Here is an 18862-nt window from a genome sequence, read left to right on the forward strand (position 1 = left end):
TTACAATAAGAAAAGTAATATCATTGCTTTTCTTATAGCAAAAAAAAAGTCTAGCATCAGCTGCTAGACTTTTAAATAAATAGTTAAAGTATTATGGGTTAACCGTCGCTTTAAAGCTAGCTTTTCCACCCTTAATCTCTTTAATAACTGCTGATCTTGTAGCATTACCATCTTTACTAATAGTAATTTTTCCTGAAACACCATCAAAGTCAGTTGTTTTTTTGATTTCATTGTTAACACAAATAGAGTCACTTGGATCTTCACATCTATTCATTGCGTCAATTAAAATATTATAAGTATCTGCACCTAAAGCAGTAAATGAGTTCATTTCAGCTTTTCCAGTCTCTTTTTCATGGAATTTAACAAATTCAGCTGAAGTTTGAGATGGAGGATTTGTATAATCGAAGAAGTCTGTAAACATGTAACCTTCTACTGACTCACCACCTAAGTCAATAAATGTTTGGTTTGCAACACCATCACCACTGAACATTGGTTTATCTAAACCTAATTGCTTAGATTGTCTAGCAATCATTGACGCTTCTGGGTGATATAAAGGCATAAACATAAAGTCTGGGTTAATTTTCTTGATTTGAGAAACTACCGCTTTAAAGTCTTTATCTCCTGAAGTAACTTTTATAACTTTTACAATTTTTCCACCATTATCTTTAAATGCTTTTTGGAATGCTTTTGCAAGACCTAGTGAATAAACTTGTGCTTGATCAACTACAACTACCGCCGTTTTGTAACCTTGATCTTTAGCATAGTTTGCAACAACTTCACCTTGGAATGAGTCAGTAAAACAAACTCTATTTGCAAAAGTTCTTCTTGCAGTTAATCTATCATTAGTAGCAACTGAAGCAATTACTGGAATTTTTTTCTTATCTGCAATAGCAATTGTTTGAGCAGTATTAGTAGATGTTAATGCACCTAAAATTGCAACAACATTGTCAGATGAGATTAATCTAGTTGTAGCATTTGCTGTCTCAACCTTATCACCTTTATTATCGATTAATACTAATTTAATAGTATCTCCATTTTTAAGTGTAGGTTGTAGTTTATGAGCAAGCTCTACACCAAGGTTTGTTACTTGTCCATAAGCTGCTAATGGACCAGACATTGGCATAACTGCACCAACCTTAATCTCTTTTGCCATTGCAACGCCACAAGTCAAGGCAGATGCAAGAGCTAAACTTAATACTTTTTTCATTAATTCTCCTTTTGTTAAAAACAATGTTACAATTTTACGTAAAAGTTATATAAAACTAGCTTACTAAAATGTATTTTTTATAGGAAAATTACATATTTTATTCGTTTTTTTGTATATTTTATACTATATTGTTCTTTCCATTAGCTTTTGCCTTGTATAAAGACTTATCAGCCCTAATAATAATATCATCAATACTATTATCACTCTCAATATAACTTGCAATTCCAATACTAATTGTATGATGATACTTTTCTTCTAGATTTTGATTACTTTTATAAATCTTCTTTGAGATTTTTTCTGCAACATTTTTTGCATCTTCAAATTTTGTATTTGGTAAAAGAACTAAAAACTCATCACCACCAAACCTAATAAGTAAATCATTTTTTCTGATTGCACTTTTTGTGAACTTTGAGAAGTTTCTTATAACATCATCTCCTATATCATGTCCAAAGCTATCATTTATTTTTTTAAAGTTATCAATATCAATTAATAAAATTGAAAAATTATTCTTTTCTCTTTTAACAATCTTTAAATAACCTTCTATAAATTCATTTAAAAATCTTCTATTATATGCTCCACTTAAAGTATCTGTATTTGCAAGTTTTTCTGTTAATACTCTTTTTGTTTCAGAAGAAACAAGTTTTTTTGTTCTATCATTTAACTGTTGTGCCATTAGATTAAAATTATCACTTAACTTATCTATCTCTTCAATTCCACATCTTTCAAGTTTTCTAATGTTTTTTGTTTTACCAATGTTTCTTGTTAAATCAATTACTTTCATTAAAGGTTTATTTATATCATTTACTAAACATTTTGCTTTATAGTAAAGGAAGATAAAGAATAAAAAATAGAAAATAAGAATACATGCTATGATTAAATATCCTAACTTTTCATAATCCATTTTAAGACTATTAATCTTTTCTAATATTTTCTCTTCTGGTATTAAAGATATAATATGCCATGAAGTTTTTTCAAGTTTTTTAGTAAATACCAAATAGTTTTTACCTTCAAAAGTCATTTTATGACTATAAGGTTTTGAAGCTATTATATTTTTAAAGTTATCAGCAACTTTTTTATCATGATAGTTTAAAAGATTAAATTTATCAGATTTATAAATAGTCTTTTCAATTAACAAACTATCTTTATAGTTATAAGCTGTAACCTCATCAATATTTAAAATAGACTCAATTCCTTTAGGCATTGCTACTATTTTTCCATTTGAACTTAAAATAAAAGACTTTCCATCATAAGGCAGTTTGATATTCAAAAAATCTTTTATAAAACTATCTATTGTAACATCCACACCTGAAACACCTTCTAGTTTTTCATCATTATAAATAGGTGCTACACTACTTATCATCCACCCTTTTCCAGCAGGATCTAAATAAACATCTGTCCAAACTGGTTTTTTACTTGGATTACTTTGAATTAGTGCTTTATTATAAAAGTTATAATTAGTCATATTTAAATCTTTTGGGAAAACAGAATAAACTTTTGGAATAAAAGGATAGTATCTACTAAAGTTATCTTTAGAATTAAAATATGCAGCAATAATACTCTTATCATTTTCAACAATTGATTTTAATGTTTTATCGAAATACTCAGTATCATAAAGGGTTTTCTTCAGATTTGGTGTAAGACTAGTATCTCTTGATAATATTACTGAACTTCCACCATTATTTTTATACTTATAATATACTCCATATTTAGAGTATTTAAATAGCTCTTCCTTGCCTCTATTTTCATATAAGTGTTGATTTTCAAAAAAGTATTCATGTTCATTTTGTAAGATTTTAGTAAAGCTTTCAATATATGAAAATTTATTTGAAAGATTCTGAATACGACTCTCTACAAGTTCATAAGTATTTTCTTTTATATCTTTTAATATAAAATTAACACTAGTATTTGTCATATTATTATTTACTGCAAAGTATATAATAATCAATAAAACTTCAATTAACAAAAGTGAAGTCAATGAAGTTTTTAAGTAGTTTTTATAAATTAATTTCTCTAATAATATTTTTTTCATAACTGTTCTTTATATGTAAATTTTACATTTTTTCTAAAGCCTTAAATTATTTTTTACTTGTTATGAAAAGAATATCAGTTATAAATTTAAATATATATTAATTCATCTCCAAACTCATAAGATACATATAATGGCTTTTTCTAAGAAAAATTAGAAATTTCAATAAATACTACACAATTCAGTTATTTTTATTAACACCTTGGTCTATATATCTTTTATAAACCTACAATATTAAAAAAGATACAAAACTTATAAAAATAATTAAATTTATCAAATTTACAGTATAATGATAAAAAGGTTCTATTTGTGGAGACAAGAGGGTTTTAGTCCTCTTGTTTTTGTAAATAATCTTCTATCTTAATTTCAATATCATAAACTATATCATGTACTAAATTCTCTATTTGATCTTTGAGATCAAATAACTCCATATTTAATTGCCATATTCCTAATTTTGCATTTCTTTCTTTTTCTTTTCCAAGATAGTTTTCTAGTGTTAAATCTTTATTTCTATCTATTTTATTATGATATTTTTTTGAAATAATGCATTGTAAAGTATCTGGAAACTCTGGAATCTTAATCCAATTCTCTAAATGCGGAGCTTTGATACCACCGCCATTTGATTTATCTTGAATTTTTTCATAATAACCTACAGTTCTAAGATAACCTAAAAACATTGCCGTAAAGATATTTTTATGTTTTGCTCTATTTTTATCTTTAGCTGTTAAAATCCAAGGGTGTATATTTGTAATTGTCTTTCCTAGATCGTCAACATAAATACAACGACCAACTGAACCGTCAGCACTTAGCATAATACAATCATTAGGTATTAAAGTTAAGTCTTTTTTATTCCCTAAATATCTAAATGTTGAGATAGTTCTATCTTCTGTAAATTCCACATTAGTCACTAATCTATAAAAATTATCTTTTTTCTCATTTGTATATATACTTATTCCAATATTACTAACTTGTAGATTTTGTCCTCTTTTAGAATTGTAATGATCTAAAAGATTAAAATAACCTCCCTCATAAAACTCTATTGACTCTTTAATCGCTTTATATTCTGGTGAGTACAGTCCACTATCAAATCTAAAATTATTTTGTAATACCTCATTGGATACTGGCATTTTTAATTCAGTATGTGAATGTGTTTCAAGTTCATTTTTAATTAATGAATTAATTTCTTTATTTTTTAACTTGATTTGCTGCTCTTTATCTATAATATTTTGAACTATTAAAGATAATAGTTTTTTACTTTCTTGATTTTTGGGCATTGGTATCATAGTATTGTTTAGAAAATCTTCACTAAAATTATCTAAGCCTTTAATAGAGCCGCCAATATCTACTTGCTCTTTATTGTAAGCAGATTTTAATATACCAAATATATAAAACTTATCTTCCTCTTTTAATTCTAATTTTAAAATATGACTATTATAAAATGCTTTTTTACCGTAATAAAAGCAAACATTCCCTACATTACTTGCTGTTTGATAACATAAATCACCCTCATTAATTAAACTTCCTTTTTCTTGTGGTAAAAGTTTTTTTGTTTGATTAGATATACTAAAAGTAAAATCAGTATCACTCATTTCTGATATTCTAACAAAATGATTATCTCCAAACGTTATATAATCAGCACTTCCTGGTTCAAACCCTTTTTGCTTCTTTTCAATTAAACTTGATAAAGGTACATAATTTACACTAGGAACACTTATTTGCCTATGTGACTGAGGAGAAAAAGAAAAGTTTCTTTCTAAAATCTCTCCAGAGATAAAATTATAAGGTTCACTTGTAAAAGTTTTAATTTTCTTGTCTGTAAGCATAATACACCTCCAGTTTAAGCATTATAAGCTTCTCTAAGCTCTACTTCTTGAAATTTTAACCAGTCTGAGAAATCTTCAATAGTTGTAGAAAAATCTTCTAGTAATACTTTATTTCCGTCATTATCCTTAGCAATATCAAATGTAGTTTCGTCAATTAAAAAGCTTGGCTGGAAAGTTACTATTCTATCTTTTGTTTTAACTTCATATCCAATATTTTTAATTTCTTTTGAAAATACTTTGTATTGAGATTTTAATATATCTTTATTCTTAGGCTTGTATGCAAATAAAACAGTCGTCGCAACACTTGTCTCTCCAAAAGTTCCAGCTGGTAAATCAACAGCTGCTACTAGTCTCATTTTTGACATAAACCATGCTCTAATATTTATCCATTCTTTTATGGAAGATATAGAATTAGAAAGAACTATTGCCATTCTTCCACCTTCCTCTAAAATCTTAACTGCATTTTCAAGAAATAATACTCCCATATCCATTGATTTAGGAAAATCAAAATCACTTTCATTTTCATAGTTGATATTGCTATTATAAATGAAGTTTGCAGCTGAACCTTGAATAACTTTTTTAGTATCAGGGTCTTTAAAATCTTTCATAGATTTAAGCCAATATGTTTCATATAATTTAGCTACATTTTTTGGAATATCCCATTTGCTATCTTTACCTAATTTTAAATCCCTACCTTTACCAAATGGTGGATTAGTTACAACCAAATTAAATTTTTTTAATTCAGGTTTATTTCCTATTGGACTCCAATCTATCAGATCATATTCGTCAAAGTTAAAATTTCCTTCAGGAATAACTGTTCCATTAGAAGCTAATTTTTCAGTTAAAGAATTCATATGGTGGATATTCGCTCCACCGTCTCCATTTAATACAAGATTTAACTCTGCAAGTTTTAAAACTTTTTTATCTTTATCAAAACCATAAAGGTTTTTAGCTTCTCCAATGTCTTCTAAGTGTAAATTTTTGTCGTGCATAGCTCTAAAACTAACAGCAAGAAAATCACATATTCCAGAACAAGGATCTATAAGTGTTTCATCTTTATTAGGTCTTAGCATTTGAACAATCATTTTTGCAGCTGGAATAGGTGTAAAAAATTGTTTCTCTAAAGCTTTATCAACACTAGAACCAAAGTTATTGAAAATAATTTGATTAAAACTTTCATTACTTGCATTTAAAATAGATTTAAACTCCATTACTTTAATAAGCTCTTTTAAAAAATCTTCACCGTCTTTGTGGTTTGGTTGAAGCTTCCCATTTCTTTCATTATATGTAAATATTGGACTACTTAAAATTGTTTCATAATCATTTTGTGCTTCTTTTTGAAGGCTATAAATTCTTCTCCTAAAACTCTGAATTTCTGTTGCAATGTTTTCTTCTTTTTTCTCAAGATAAAATCTAAGATATGAACTATCTTTTTTTGCTTTCTTTTCGTCATATACTTTATATGTTAAAAATTCAACAATTAAAGAATGTATATCTAAAGAAACTCCGATTTTATCTTTTGCTCTATTTAAAGGTTCTAGTAAATCAACAAAAGTATCTTGATCTATAGGTTCAAGATCTGATATAAGTAATTTTGATTTATCTTTGAATCTCTCTATGTTTTCCATAAAATCAGAATAGGTTGGTAGGGACTCTAATTGATCTCTGTTCCCTAAATTATATGGATCGTCTTCCATAATTTTTGTTTTATCATATCTTTTTATAGGGTGATTGTTTTCTTTTTTGAAGATTACAATATCTTTTTGCTCGTCAAAATACACACCAAATACAAAGTTTATTTCATTTTCTGGATTACCTTCATATTCATTCATTGCTGTTCTAAGTTGTTTATTGATAACAGACTCTATGTTTTCTTTTTTACTGTTTCTTTTTGCTTCCATAATTACAAGAATATTCTGCCTAATTTCAGAAGATCCAAAATCTTTACCTACCCAGTTATTATCTTTAAAAATTACAATATCAGAATCAATAGATTTACCACCATTTCCCTTAGGTAGTGTTGCTTCAACACAAATATTTTCTGGCTTATATCTATCTGTAGCAATTAGCATATAAACAAACCTTGCTCTAATGTACTCTTCTAATGGTTCTCCTTTAGAATCAAAGGCATTAGCATTTACGCCTTTTTTCGTTACAACACCTAATTCTTGCTTATACCAATTCGTGTCTATAGTTTTTATATTTTTATATTTATTATCAAATTCTTTGAATGCGTTAATTGCTGTCATTTTATTATTCTCCTATATTTAAGTCTATTTTGTTTATTCCTAAAGCAGCCATACATTGTAGAAAAAAAGCGAAGCTAAAAGCTCCTCTACTAATCTTAGTAGCTATTGTGTTTTGATTTTCTTCTATACCCATAGCATTTAATTTACGCGCTAAATCATGATACTTTATACTTTTCCTTGCTAAGTGGGCTTTTAGTATTCCCTTAGCTTGTTCATTCCAATTTTTTTCTAGCATTTTATCTTATCCTCAATTTCTAAACTCATCGAATTCGACTAATTTAAAACTTTATTTTTGTTATTTGAAACTATACAACATGTTTAAATTTACTATTAATGAATTTTTAATGTTATTTATAAAAGATATATTCTGTTATAGAAAGATTCATAATAAATATATCAATAGTATAATAAAACTGAAGTAAAATTATATAAAAATCAATAATAATTAAATATCGAAATTATTTTTATGTCATATACGACATACTATCTAATATTAAACATAAAAAGATTAAATTATGGCTTAACCTTTTATATTAAATGAAGCTAGATCATTTAATATTATTAAGATAGCTAGAATGACAGAAAAATAAGCTGAGTAATATTCTAAAAAAGTTCGCATTGGGCTGATACTAACAGTAAACCTGTACGGCTTAATTACTAGATTATATATAAAGATAATATACAAATTATAACTTAGCCTATAGAGGAAGTAGAAATAATTGTAGCCAAACAAAGAAATAGTGTAACTGGAACTGTTAGACTTGAATTTATAAAACATACTTCAAAATTTCAATCCATAGAGGATAAAATATAACACCCGTTGAGATAGTATTTGATAATGTTATAGAAAAAGAAACAAATATTGATATACCTGATATTCTTTAAATACAAGAGATAGACGATAGAATTATAAAGCCCCTATTTTAAGGGCTTACGGATTATTCCATTTCAAGTGACATAAGAAACATATCCTCACCATCAAGGACTTTTAGGTCTGTGCTTTGGCATTTTGGACATGAAAATTCATTCTTTTCAAGTTCTGATTGAGTATTACAGTTATAACACTCAATCATTATTTTTTGAATATTCATAATAAAATCAGCATTATGACAAACTGTTTGCTCTTTGAAAGTATCAAAAGCTGTTTTTAATAAATCAGGTTCAACTCCTGATAAAACACCTATTTTTACTACTACTTTTGTAACTTCTTTAGCTTCATTTTGTTTTGCATGCTCTTCGCATGACTCTAGTAAGGATTGAACTATACTATATTCGTGCACAAAAATCTCCTAACAAATTCTAGGTAAAAGTTCACCAGTTGGCAACTCTAAAAATCTTTTTGTTCCCCAAGGGCTGTTTAAAACTACTTTTTTATCATACTGTTTTGTAACATCAGCAATAATAGAAGCATTTGAGCTATTTTCAAAACTACTTAAAACCTCTATTGCTTTTTTTGCGTCTTCTTTTTTTACTGCTAATACAAACGTACCTTCATTTGCTAAGCTCATAGCATCAAAGCCTAAAAGTTCACATAACCCCTTAACCTCATCTTTTACAGGTACTGCTTCTTCATTTACTTCGATACATATATCAGATTGAACTGCCCACTCATTTAAAACAGCACTTAAACCACCTCTTGTAGCATCTCTTAAAGCTGTTATGTTTATGTTTGCATTTATTAAAGCTTCTACTTGAGGCCATAAAGAGGCACAATCACTTTGCAAATCAGTATTCATATCCATACCCTCTCTTGAAGCAAAGATTGTTGCCCCATGAGCTCCAATATCACGACTTACAATAATCACATCATCAGTTGATACTTTGTTTGAACTAATACCCTCTTTTTGAACTTCACCTATTCCAGTAGTATTTATAAATATCTTATCAACACTTCCTTTTGGTACTACCTTTGTATCACCACTCACAACTTTTGCACCATTTTTTTCAAGCTCAATTTTCATACTATTTACAATAGTTTCTAACTTATCAATCTCAAAGCCCTCTTCTATTATCACTGAACAAGTAAGATATTTTGGTTTTGCGCCCATCATTGCTAAGTCATTACAAGTTCCACAAATAGAGAGTTTTCCTATATCGGCTCCATTAAAAAAGATAGGACTTACAGTAAAAGAATCAGTTGTAAAAGCTAATCTTCCATTATCTATAATAGCTGCATCTTCGCTTTTTGCTAAAGTCTCATTTTCAAAAGCTTTATAAAAAACCTTAGATATTAACTCTTGATTTTCTGCTCCACCATTTCCATGGGCTAATGTAACTTTCTTCATCTATTTCCTTTACTTATTTTAAGAGATTACCATATTTATAATACGCAGCACATGCACCTTCACTACTTACCATACAAGAACCAACAGGATTTGTAGGAGTACATACATTTCCAAAGATTTTACAATCAGTTGGTTTTGCTACACCTTTTAAAATATCTGGACACTTACAAGCTTTGTTTTCTTTTGGTGTCTCTTTTGGCAAAATATCTTTGTATATAACTTTTGCATTGTATTTATCAAACTCATCTTTTAAATCATAACCACTTAAAGGAACTTCACCCACTCCTCTAAATTTAAAAGTAACTTTCTTTAAATATGTATCAATCATCTCTTGAGCTTTTAGATTTCCCTCAAAAGAAACTAGTCTTTTATACTCAACCTCTAAATCAGTTCTATTTTCTACAAACTGTCTAATTAACATATGAATAGACTGCATTACATCAACAGGCTCAAAACCACTTACAACTACGGGTTTATTGTACTGTTTAGGAAAAGGTTCATAAATTTTAGAGCCACTTATAACTGATACATGAGAAGGCCCTAAAAAAGCATCTATCTTACAATCATCACTTTGAACTAAAACTTCCATTACTTCTGGAACTGTTACATGATTTACATGGAAATATAAATTTTTTATATCTTTTGCTATTACACTTTTTAGTAGTGAACATGTCATAGGTGTTGTTGTTTCAAAACCTATTGCAAAAAACACTACTGTTTTAGAAGGGTTCTCATCTGCGATTTTTATACAATCCATTGGAGAGTAAACAAACCTTACATCAGCTCCCTTACTTCTTGCATCTTGTAAACTTCCATTACTTCCAGGAACTTTTATCATATCTCCTAAAGTAACTAAGATAATATCTTCTTGCATAGCAAGTGTATATGCACTATCGATTTTATCTTTTGGCATAACACATACAGGACATCCTGGTCCATGAATAAAGTTTATATTATCTGGTAGAAGTTGTGGCACTCCATACTTCATAATAGTATGGGTATGCCCGCCACAAACTTCCATAATATTTATTGTTTTGCCTAATTTACTTGCATCTTCTTTTACAAGTTTTGCATAAGCTTTCATAGCATCTGGATTTCTAAATCCATCATATAAATCATTTAGTTCTAGTTCTTTTTCCATAGTTCTCTACTTATTTATTAGGACAGTTTTCTGACTCTTCTATTGCTGCGAGCCTATCATTTTCATCCATTTTATCTATTATCTCTTGATAGACTTTCAGAGACTCTAAAGCGTCTTCTTCATCTATTTTATTCATAGCAAACCCAATATGCAACAACACATAATCACCAACTTTTACAGGCTGGTCGATTAAATCTAAAGAAGCACTTCTTTCAACTCCCATAGTATCAACTACACAAGTGTTCATTTCTTCATCTATACTTTTAATCTTTGAAGGAATTGATAAACACATTATCTCATCTTCCTTTTAAATTCAATCCAATCAACTACTCTTTGAAGTGATTCTTTATCATTAATATTTACTTCTAAAATATCTACATTTGGTTTTAACTTTCTAGCTTCCGCTTTTTCTTTTTCCACATCATATTGGAAGTGAGGTAAAAGGTCAGTCTTTGTAATAAGTATTAAATCTGCGCACCTAAACATTACTGGATATTTAGCAATCTTATCTTCACCCTCAGGCACTGATACAAGAACAATATTTAAGTGAGTTCCCACATCATAAGAAGCTGGACATACAAGGTTTCCTACATTTTCTACAAAACATACATCTAAATCATCTAAAGGCATATCATGTAAACCTTTATGAACCATAAACGCATCTAAGTGACATGCACTTCCTGTTTGAATTTGAGTTGCTTTAATACCTTTTGCTTTTAATCTATCCGCATCTCTATTTGTCTCAAGGTCACCCTCAACAACACCGTATTTAAAATCAACCATATCAGCTAAATGCTCAAGTAAAGTAGTCTTTCCACTACCAGGACTTGACATAAGATTAATACCTAAAACACCTTGTTTATCAAAGTGAGCTCTATTGTGAGCTGCTTCGTGGTCATTTTTATCTAAGATTTTTTTGATAACTGAAATTGTTTTTGTATCATTTAACTGAGGGTTATGATGTAAAGTTTCATGAGCAGCTTGGTGAGTTTGACTATCTCCATGTGAGTGTTCATGATCATGATGATGGTGGTCTGTTATTGAACATCCGCAATCTGTACACATATTTATTCCTTTTATAATCTATTTTATTGTGAATAGTTATTCATTTTTAGTAGTTTATCTCAAAAAAAATAAATCTAATCTAATTTTATCTATCACTTATGTATTTTTAGGAATACAAAAAGAGTTAAATAATATAATTTTATGATTATTATAAGTAATTCTCATATCAAATTCACAAATATAACACTATAAATAACATGTGTTGGTATTTTTTTATTTATTTTTCATCTAATTTAAGTAAAATTTTATTTTGGCTTTCAATATTTTAAGGGAGGTACTATGCTAAAAAACATTAGTACAAAAGTAAAACTATTACTATTACCTATTACATTTATAGGGATAGTTGTTATTTCAGGTTTTGTTTTCAGTTATTTCAATAGTGTATCTGAAAAAAGAACTCATGTTGCTGTGGAAACAGATGTATTTATACAGAAAGTGTTAAAAGGTAGGATTTCTGTATACCAATTCTTAAGAGCTCCTAACGAGCAAACAGCTAATAAAGTTGTAGAAGATTTTAAATCTCTTGATACTCAAGTAAAAAACTTAAAGCCATTACTTGATAGCTCGGAGAATCTAAAACTTGCAAACGATATTCTTTCTTTATCAGAAGAGTATATTAGTAACTTTAACAAATTTGCACCAGAAAAAATCAATGATTTTAACAAAGGGATTAAAGAGGATAGTCCAAAAGTTTTAAATATCATAAAAGAGATGGTACAAACTGGTTTAAAACTTGAAAAAGAGTTAAATAATATTAATGAAAATGCTATAGAAGCAAAAGTTGATGCTCAAGAAACAATGAATATTGTTTTAATCTTAATTGCTGTGTTATCAATTCTTTTATTCTTAACATTTAGTATTTTATTATCAAATCAATTACTAAGCTCAATTAAAAACTTCCAAGATGGACTTCTTAGTTTCTTTAAATATGTAAATAAACAAAGTGACCATGTAGAGTTATTAGATGATTCTTCAAAAGATGAATTTGGTGATATGGCTAAAGTTGTAAATGAAAATATCCAACAAGCAAAAGATACTATTGATTCAGATAATAAATTCTTAGATGAAATAAATGATATTGTTCATGTAATTAAAGATGGTTTCTTAAATAAAAGATTAGACAATGAAACTAAAACTGCAAGTTTAGAAAACCTAAGAGAACAAATAAATGAAATGCTTTATAGCTTACAACTAAGAGTTTGTACTAATATCAATGATATTTCATATGCACTGGAAAGATATGCAGCATTAGATTTCACTCACAGAATTAAAGGTTGTAATAGTGGTGTAACGGTTGGATTAAACAATCTTGCTGATATTATTAATGATATGTTAGTTGAAAATAAATCTAATGGATTAACATTAGGTAATAGTAGTAACATCTTATTAAGAAATGTAGATACATTAAATAAAAACTCAAATGAAGCTGCTGCATCACTTGAACAAACAGCTGCTGCTATTGAAGAAATATCAAGTAACATCTCAAACAACACACAAAATGTTGTTGAAATGTCTCAACTAGCTTCAAGTGTAACTACATCAGTATCACAAGGTCAAGCTTTAGCTAACAAAACTACTGAAGCAATGACAGAAATTGACAATGAAGTTAATGCAATTAATGAAGCTATTACAGTTATTGATCAAATTGCCTTCCAAACAAATATCCTATCACTTAATGCTGCTGTTGAAGCTGCTACTGCTGGTGAAGCTGGTAAAGGTTTTGCCGTTGTTGCGCAAGAAGTTAGAAACTTAGCTGCAAGATCTGCTGAGGCTGCTAAGGAGATTAAAGAGTTAGTTGAAACTGCAACAATTAAAGCTGATGAAGGTAAAAAGATTTCTGATGAAATGATCTCTGGATATAAAGAGTTAAATGAAGATATTAACAAAACTATTGATTTAATTAAAAATGTTGAAGCTTCAAGTAAAGAACAGCTATCTGGAATTGAACAAATCAATGATGCTGTAAATGCACTAGATAGACAAACTCAAGAAAATGCAATGATTGCTAATCAAACTTATAATGTAGCAGTTCAAACTGATAATATTGCTAAGCTTGTAGTAGAAAATGCAAATGCTAAAGAGTTTATTGGTAAAGATAAAGTTCAAGCTAAAGAGTTAACTTCAAATGAAACACAAGAGAGTAAAAAATATGAAGTAAAAACTTCATCAAAAACTACTCCTTCAAATGAAATAAAATCTTGTCCAAAAGAGTTTAAAGACACTACATCTGATGATGAAGATGAATGGACTAGTTTCTAAACCTAATTTATAAACAATAACTTTGATAAAAAGTGCTAAAATGTTTTTATGAAATGTAAAAACTGTAAAAATAGCACTTTTTATCATATTGACTCAAACTACATAAAATGTAAAAACTGTAATAAAAAATACTCCTTGAAAAAACTACAAAAAGATAAAGAGATAATCAGAAGTTTTTGTGAAAATATAAATGCAAATGAATGTAGTAAAATTTTAAGTGTTAATTACAGAACTGTAAAAAACAGATATGACCAGTTAAGATACAAAATTGCAAAGTTTTTAGAAGAAGAATACAATAAAACCATTAAAGATTATAGTGACTATGAAGAGTACTATTATTTTAATACAAAACAAAAACAAACCAATAAAACCTCTTTATACGAAGGTGTAAATGTTATTGGTTTTCACTTTAATGATAAAGTATACACACTTTTAATGCCCAAATTACCAAAAAGAAATCAAGAGAGTAATGAACATTTTCAAGAGTATTTAAATTGGCGTAAAATACACTCTCAGAACTCATACAAAACAAGACTGAAAGAGTTTTGGCTTTTCCTAGAAGAGAGTTTGAAAAAGTATAAAGGCTTTAATGAGGACTACTTCTTTTACTATTTAAAAGAGTGTGAGTTCAAGTTTAACTATGCAAAAGAGAAGCAAGAAGAAATTCTTAATGAACTATTTTGATATGGTTTAGAGTTTTAAAACTTTACTATATTTTTACCACTATTTTTAGCTTCATAAAGAAACTTATCTGCTATTTCTATAATTTCTTTTTCATTCTTAGAAGAGTCTGTATTATCACTTACACCTAAACTTATAGTAATCTCCATATCATTTTGGTACTCTTTTTGAACATTTTCTCTTATTTTTTCAGCAATATTAACAGCATCCTGTTTTTTTGTATCAGGGAAGATTACACATAACTCCTCTCCTCCATATCTAAAAGCTATATCCATTTGCCTAATACTTTTTTTTATAATAGTAGATATTTTATTTAATACCTCATCACCTTTTTGATGACCATATGTATCATTTACATTTTTAAAATCATCAATATCTATCATTACAAAAGAGAAACAACTATTTTTTCTTTTTGCTTTTTCATATATCTTTTTTATAAAAACATCTAAAACTTCCCTTTTATAAAGAGATGTTAAATCATCTATTGTTGCTATTTTTGATATAGATTCTAATTCATTCTCTAATATAATTCTCATATCTTCTGAACTGTTTTTAATATTCTCAATATAATCAACACTTGCAACATTTATTCCAACAGGTCTTTTTAAAGTTTTTTCCAAACTTTTCATATGAGTAACAATCTCTGTCCATGTAACTTTCGCTTGAGATTCTTCAAGTTTTTTATGTATTAAAACAGAAATAATTTTTGAATAAGGTTTATTTACTTTAGTTGTAAAATTGTTTAAAATATCTTTGTTATAAGCTAATTCGTTTATAGTCTTAATATCTAAATCTTCCAAATTTTCATTTTTTATTATTGTTTCAATTTGTTCACTACTCATTTAATATAACCTTTAAAATAGTATTTCTAGCTAAAAGTGTACTTTAAATAATTTTATCCTTAATTAAATAAGAGATTTTTTATTCAAATTTTTCCTTTTATTAAGTTGTCTTTATTGTATAATATCTTAAAGGGTTGAATATGTCTATTTTTATGAAGATTTTTTTATCAATTTCAATTACAACAATAATCTCAATATCACTCTTTGTTAACTATATAATTAACATAAAAAAAGTTGAAGCAGAAAATAAATTAACTGAAAAAATTGAGTATCATAAAAAAATAAATAAAGACACAATTGCACAACTACTTTTTGATTTAAATAAAAATATCTTAACTACAAACTTAAATGCCTTATCTTTAGATGAAGATATATTAAAAATTGAATTAATAGATTTTAGTGAAGTTGTAAATATTCTTATTGACAAAAGAATAAAATTAAATGGAAATTCTATAAAAAGTTCTATTCCTTTAAAAATATCAAATGAACAATTAGGTACTTTAAACATTTATTACTCTAATGCTTCAATTCAAAATACTATTGAAAGATATAAAGAAGCTATTATAAATGCTACTATAATGGTTTTGATTCTTTTACTAGGTATTATTTATTACTTTGTTAGTAAAACTATAAAATCAATAAACTATCTATCTCATGCCACAGAGCAAATCAGTTCTGGAAATCTTGATTTTGAAATAAATCTAAATTCAAAAGATGAGATCGCAAAACTTGCTCAGAATTTTGACAAAATGAGAAACTCTTTAAAAAACAGAATTGATACAATCAATCAACAATTAGATTTTCAACATCAATTAATTGAAAGTATTAATATTCCTATTTTTATTAAAGATGATACTTTAACTTATGTAAACTGTAATAACTCATTTGCAAAATTTTATGGTAAAACAAAAGAAGAGATTATAGGTTCAAATATCACTATATTTAAAGATAATGCCTTAATTGAAGAGCAAAGAGAAATAGATTTTGATGTACTTAAAAAAGAAAAACCAAAAAGTAAATTCTGTAAAATCAAAAACTTTAAAAATAATGTAAAAGATATAATCATATATAAAAACTTTTTTAAAGATGAAAAAACAAATACCAAACTTATTATTGGTACATATTTAGATATTACTGAAATAAATAAAGCAAAAGAAAAAATTGAAAAGTTTAATGAAGAACTTCAACAAAAAGTATATGAAAGAACAGAAGAATTAGAAGAATCAAATGAAGAACTTCAAACAACAATAAACAATCTTAAACAAACTCAAGACAAACTTGTAGAAGCAGAAAAATTAGCAAGCTTAGGTTCTTTGGTTGCAGGTGTTGCACATGAGATAAATACTCCTGTTGGAATAGGACTTACTGGTATAACACATCTATTAGAAGAGACTAAAAAAATAAACCTTCTTTACAAAGAAGAGAAAATGACTCAAGAGGATTTTGAGAAATATTTAAATGTAAGTGATGAAATCTCGAAACTTGTTAATTCTAATCTTGAAAGAACAGCCCAACTAGTAAAAAGTTTCAAACAAATATCAGTTGATCAAACAAGTGAAGATGAAAGAAAGTTCTTTTTAGACCAATACATCTATGATATATTATTTAGTTTAAATAATATCATCAAGAAAAATCATGTAATTGTAAATATTGATACAGATGAAGATATTGAGCTTTATTCATATCCAGGATATTTTTCTCAAATTATTACAAATTTATTAATCAATTCAATCAAGCATGGGTTCAAAGATATGAATGATGGAGAAATATATATTTGTCTAAAAAAAGAGAATAACCAGCTTCTAATCAACTACAAGGATAATGGAAAAGGAATCAAAGAAGAACACTTAACTAAGATTTTTGAACCATTCTTTACAACAAATAGAGATAGTGGTAGTACTGGACTTGGTTTAAATATAATCTATAATATCATAACAAGTAAGCTAAATGGAACAATAACTTGTAATAGTAAAGAGAATGAAGGAGTTGAGTTCCTTATAAAAATCAATCTTAGTTAAAAAAATAAGTGTGCATAATATCTGCTAAGATATATAAAACTAACAAAGAAAAAATTACTTTATTTGTATTCATAAAAACTCCTTGAAACTATTATAACTAATCTGCTTTAACTTTTTATAAATATAAAAATCTTTCAATAATAATATTTATATTATCTTATTATAATAAAATATATTGTAATATGCAGACTTTAAAGGATTTTTTATGCTTGATATTATTTTTGCAATCTTAACACCAATATTTTTCTTACTAGTTTTATTTATAGCTACTTATGCTGTTTTTATTTATTTTTCTAAATGTCTATCAAAAGATATAAATATTTTAATAAAAAAGAATCTTGAAGAAAGAAAAAAAAGACCAAATAACTCTTTCAACATATAACGCATTAACCTTTCATAAACAAAACTTTCATATAATTATGCTTTTATTTTAAAGGATGAAAATGTTAAAAAACGCGTATTCTAGATTTAGAGTAATCTCTATTTTAGAAGGTTTATCATACTTAATCTTAGTATTTATAGCAATGCCAATTAAATATATTGGTGAAAACCCTTATCCTGTAAAAGTTGTAGGAATGGGTCATGGGATACTATTTATACTATTTTGTATTTTCTTATTTGAAGCATTAAGAAAATGTAATTGGGATAAAGGTGTGAGCTTTCAATATTTTGTATACTCACTAATTCCATTTGGATTTATTATCATAGAAAAATCACTAAAAAAACAGCCTCAAGACAACTAAAATGTTTACGGCACAAGGCTTTTTAGGTACAAAAGCTTTACTATTTATGGATGTAGTTACAATCTATTTTGGACTACTTCCTTTTTTACTAGCATATAGTATTAAACTTGCAATAAATCAAAAATATAAACTTCACTTTCTATGGCAGACAATTATTTTAGCTATTACATTAGTAATGGTTTTGATTTTTGAAATAGGTGTTAGATTTACGGGAGGTTTTATAGAGTATGCAAAAGATAGTACTTTGTCATATGACTTCTTAATTCTATTTTTATTAGTGCATATTGTTATAGCAATTTTTGCTGTTGCAGGTTGGTTGTATTTATATATAAGCTCTTATAAGCTTTATAAAAAAAGTGGATTTAAAGAGTTTTCAACTAGTAAACATAAAAAAATAGGTAAAGCTATATTTGCTTCACTTACACTAACTTCTATAATGGGAATTAGTATTTATATATTTTTATTTGTATAAAAAAAGGGGCTAGATAAAATATCTAGCCCCTTTTTACTTTTAAAGTATCTA

17 protein-coding genes are annotated in these 18862 nt (G+C 27.2%); 6 read left to right on the forward strand and 11 right to left on the reverse strand.

Features of this window, described 5'->3' with window-relative positions:
- Positions 1-91: 91 nt before the first annotated feature.
- The 10 genes from ACH5BF_RS06615 to hypB all read right to left on the reverse strand — a co-directional run bounded on the left by ACH5BF_RS06615 (position 92) and on the right by hypB (position 11796).
- Positions 92-1207 (reverse strand): ABC transporter substrate-binding protein, encoded by a 1116-nt coding sequence (locus ACH5BF_RS06615; RefSeq protein WP_423273424.1) that lies wholly within the window; start codon positions 1205-1207, stop codon positions 92-94.
- Positions 1208-1325: 118 nt separating this feature from the next.
- Positions 1326-3236 carry a diguanylate cyclase gene (locus tag ACH5BF_RS06620; RefSeq protein ID WP_423273425.1) on the reverse strand — a complete coding sequence of 637 codons (1911 nt, stop codon included), beginning with the start codon at positions 3234-3236 and terminating at the stop codon, positions 1326-1328.
- A 323-nt stretch (positions 3237-3559) separates the two neighbouring features.
- Entirely contained in the window at positions 3560-5056 is a 1497-nt protein-coding gene (locus ACH5BF_RS06625) for a restriction endonuclease subunit S (protein ID WP_423273426.1), read from the reverse strand.
- A gap of 14 nt (positions 5057-5070) precedes the next feature.
- Entirely contained in the window at positions 5071-7305 is a 2235-nt protein-coding gene (locus ACH5BF_RS06630; RefSeq protein ID WP_423273427.1) for an HsdM family class I SAM-dependent methyltransferase, read from the reverse strand.
- A gap of 4 nt (positions 7306-7309) precedes the next feature.
- A complete protein-coding gene (locus ACH5BF_RS06635; protein ID WP_423273428.1) occupies positions 7310-7540 on the reverse strand; it encodes a DUF6471 domain-containing protein in 231 nt (76 codons plus the stop codon).
- A 703-nt stretch (positions 7541-8243) separates the two neighbouring features.
- Positions 8244-8585, reverse strand: a complete 342-nt coding sequence (gene hypA / locus ACH5BF_RS06640) for a hydrogenase/urease nickel incorporation protein HypA (protein WP_423273429.1) — start codon at positions 8583-8585, stop codon at positions 8244-8246.
- A gap of 9 nt (positions 8586-8594) precedes the next feature.
- A complete protein-coding gene (hypE, locus tag ACH5BF_RS06645; protein ID WP_423273430.1) occupies positions 8595-9590 on the reverse strand; it encodes a hydrogenase expression/formation protein HypE in 996 nt (331 codons plus the stop codon).
- A gap of 13 nt (positions 9591-9603) precedes the next feature.
- Complete coding sequence (gene hypD / locus ACH5BF_RS06650; protein WP_423273431.1) at positions 9604-10731, reverse strand: hydrogenase formation protein HypD; 1128 nt, start codon at positions 10729-10731, stop codon at positions 9604-9606.
- Positions 10732-10741: 10 nt separating this feature from the next.
- Entirely contained in the window at positions 10742-11023 is a 282-nt protein-coding gene (locus tag ACH5BF_RS06655) for a HypC/HybG/HupF family hydrogenase formation chaperone (protein ID WP_423273432.1), read from the reverse strand.
- Positions 11023-11796 (reverse strand): hydrogenase nickel incorporation protein HypB, encoded by a 774-nt coding sequence (gene hypB / locus ACH5BF_RS06660; RefSeq protein WP_423273433.1) that lies wholly within the window; start codon positions 11794-11796, stop codon positions 11023-11025. Before hypB ends, ACH5BF_RS06655 begins: the two co-directional genes overlap by 1 nt.
- Positions 11797-12075: 279 nt before the next feature.
- On the opposite strand from hypB, the gene ACH5BF_RS06665 reads away from it, so the two are divergent.
- Positions 12076-14055 carry a methyl-accepting chemotaxis protein gene (locus ACH5BF_RS06665; protein ID WP_423273434.1) on the forward strand — a complete coding sequence of 660 codons (1980 nt, stop codon included), beginning with the start codon at positions 12076-12078 and terminating at the stop codon, positions 14053-14055.
- Between the two features lie 135 nt (positions 14056-14190).
- Positions 14191-14739 carry a hypothetical protein gene (locus ACH5BF_RS06670; protein ID WP_423273435.1) on the forward strand — a complete coding sequence of 183 codons (549 nt, stop codon included), beginning with the start codon at positions 14191-14193 and terminating at the stop codon, positions 14737-14739.
- Between the two features lie 14 nt (positions 14740-14753).
- Here the strand turns inward: ACH5BF_RS06670 and ACH5BF_RS06675 are convergent, their stop codons facing one another.
- Positions 14754-15578 (reverse strand): GGDEF domain-containing protein, encoded by an 825-nt coding sequence (locus ACH5BF_RS06675; RefSeq protein ID WP_423273436.1) that lies wholly within the window; start codon positions 15576-15578, stop codon positions 14754-14756.
- A 140-nt stretch (positions 15579-15718) separates the two neighbouring features.
- On the opposite strand from ACH5BF_RS06675, the gene ACH5BF_RS06680 reads away from it, so the two are divergent.
- From ACH5BF_RS06680 to ACH5BF_RS06695, 4 genes are all read left to right on the forward strand, one after another.
- Positions 15719-17596: an ATP-binding protein gene (locus ACH5BF_RS06680; protein WP_423273437.1), complete on the forward strand. Its 1878-nt coding sequence runs from the start codon at positions 15719-15721 to the stop codon at positions 17594-17596.
- Between the two features lie 205 nt (positions 17597-17801).
- Entirely contained in the window at positions 17802-17978 is a 177-nt protein-coding gene (locus ACH5BF_RS06685; protein ID WP_423273438.1) for a TadE/TadG family type IV pilus assembly protein, read from the forward strand.
- 61 nt (positions 17979-18039) lie between these two features.
- Complete coding sequence (locus ACH5BF_RS06690; protein WP_423273439.1) at positions 18040-18339, forward strand: DUF3817 domain-containing protein; 300 nt, start codon at positions 18040-18042, stop codon at positions 18337-18339.
- Position 18340: 1 nt separating this feature from the next.
- Positions 18341-18811 carry a DUF420 domain-containing protein gene (locus ACH5BF_RS06695; protein ID WP_423273440.1) on the forward strand — a complete coding sequence of 157 codons (471 nt, stop codon included), beginning with the start codon at positions 18341-18343 and terminating at the stop codon, positions 18809-18811.
- Positions 18812-18862: the final 51 nt, after the last annotated feature.

It is taken from the genome of Arcobacter pernae, from assembly GCF_049472135.1.
Taxonomy (GTDB): domain Bacteria; phylum Campylobacterota; class Campylobacteria; order Campylobacterales; family Arcobacteraceae; genus Arcobacter_B.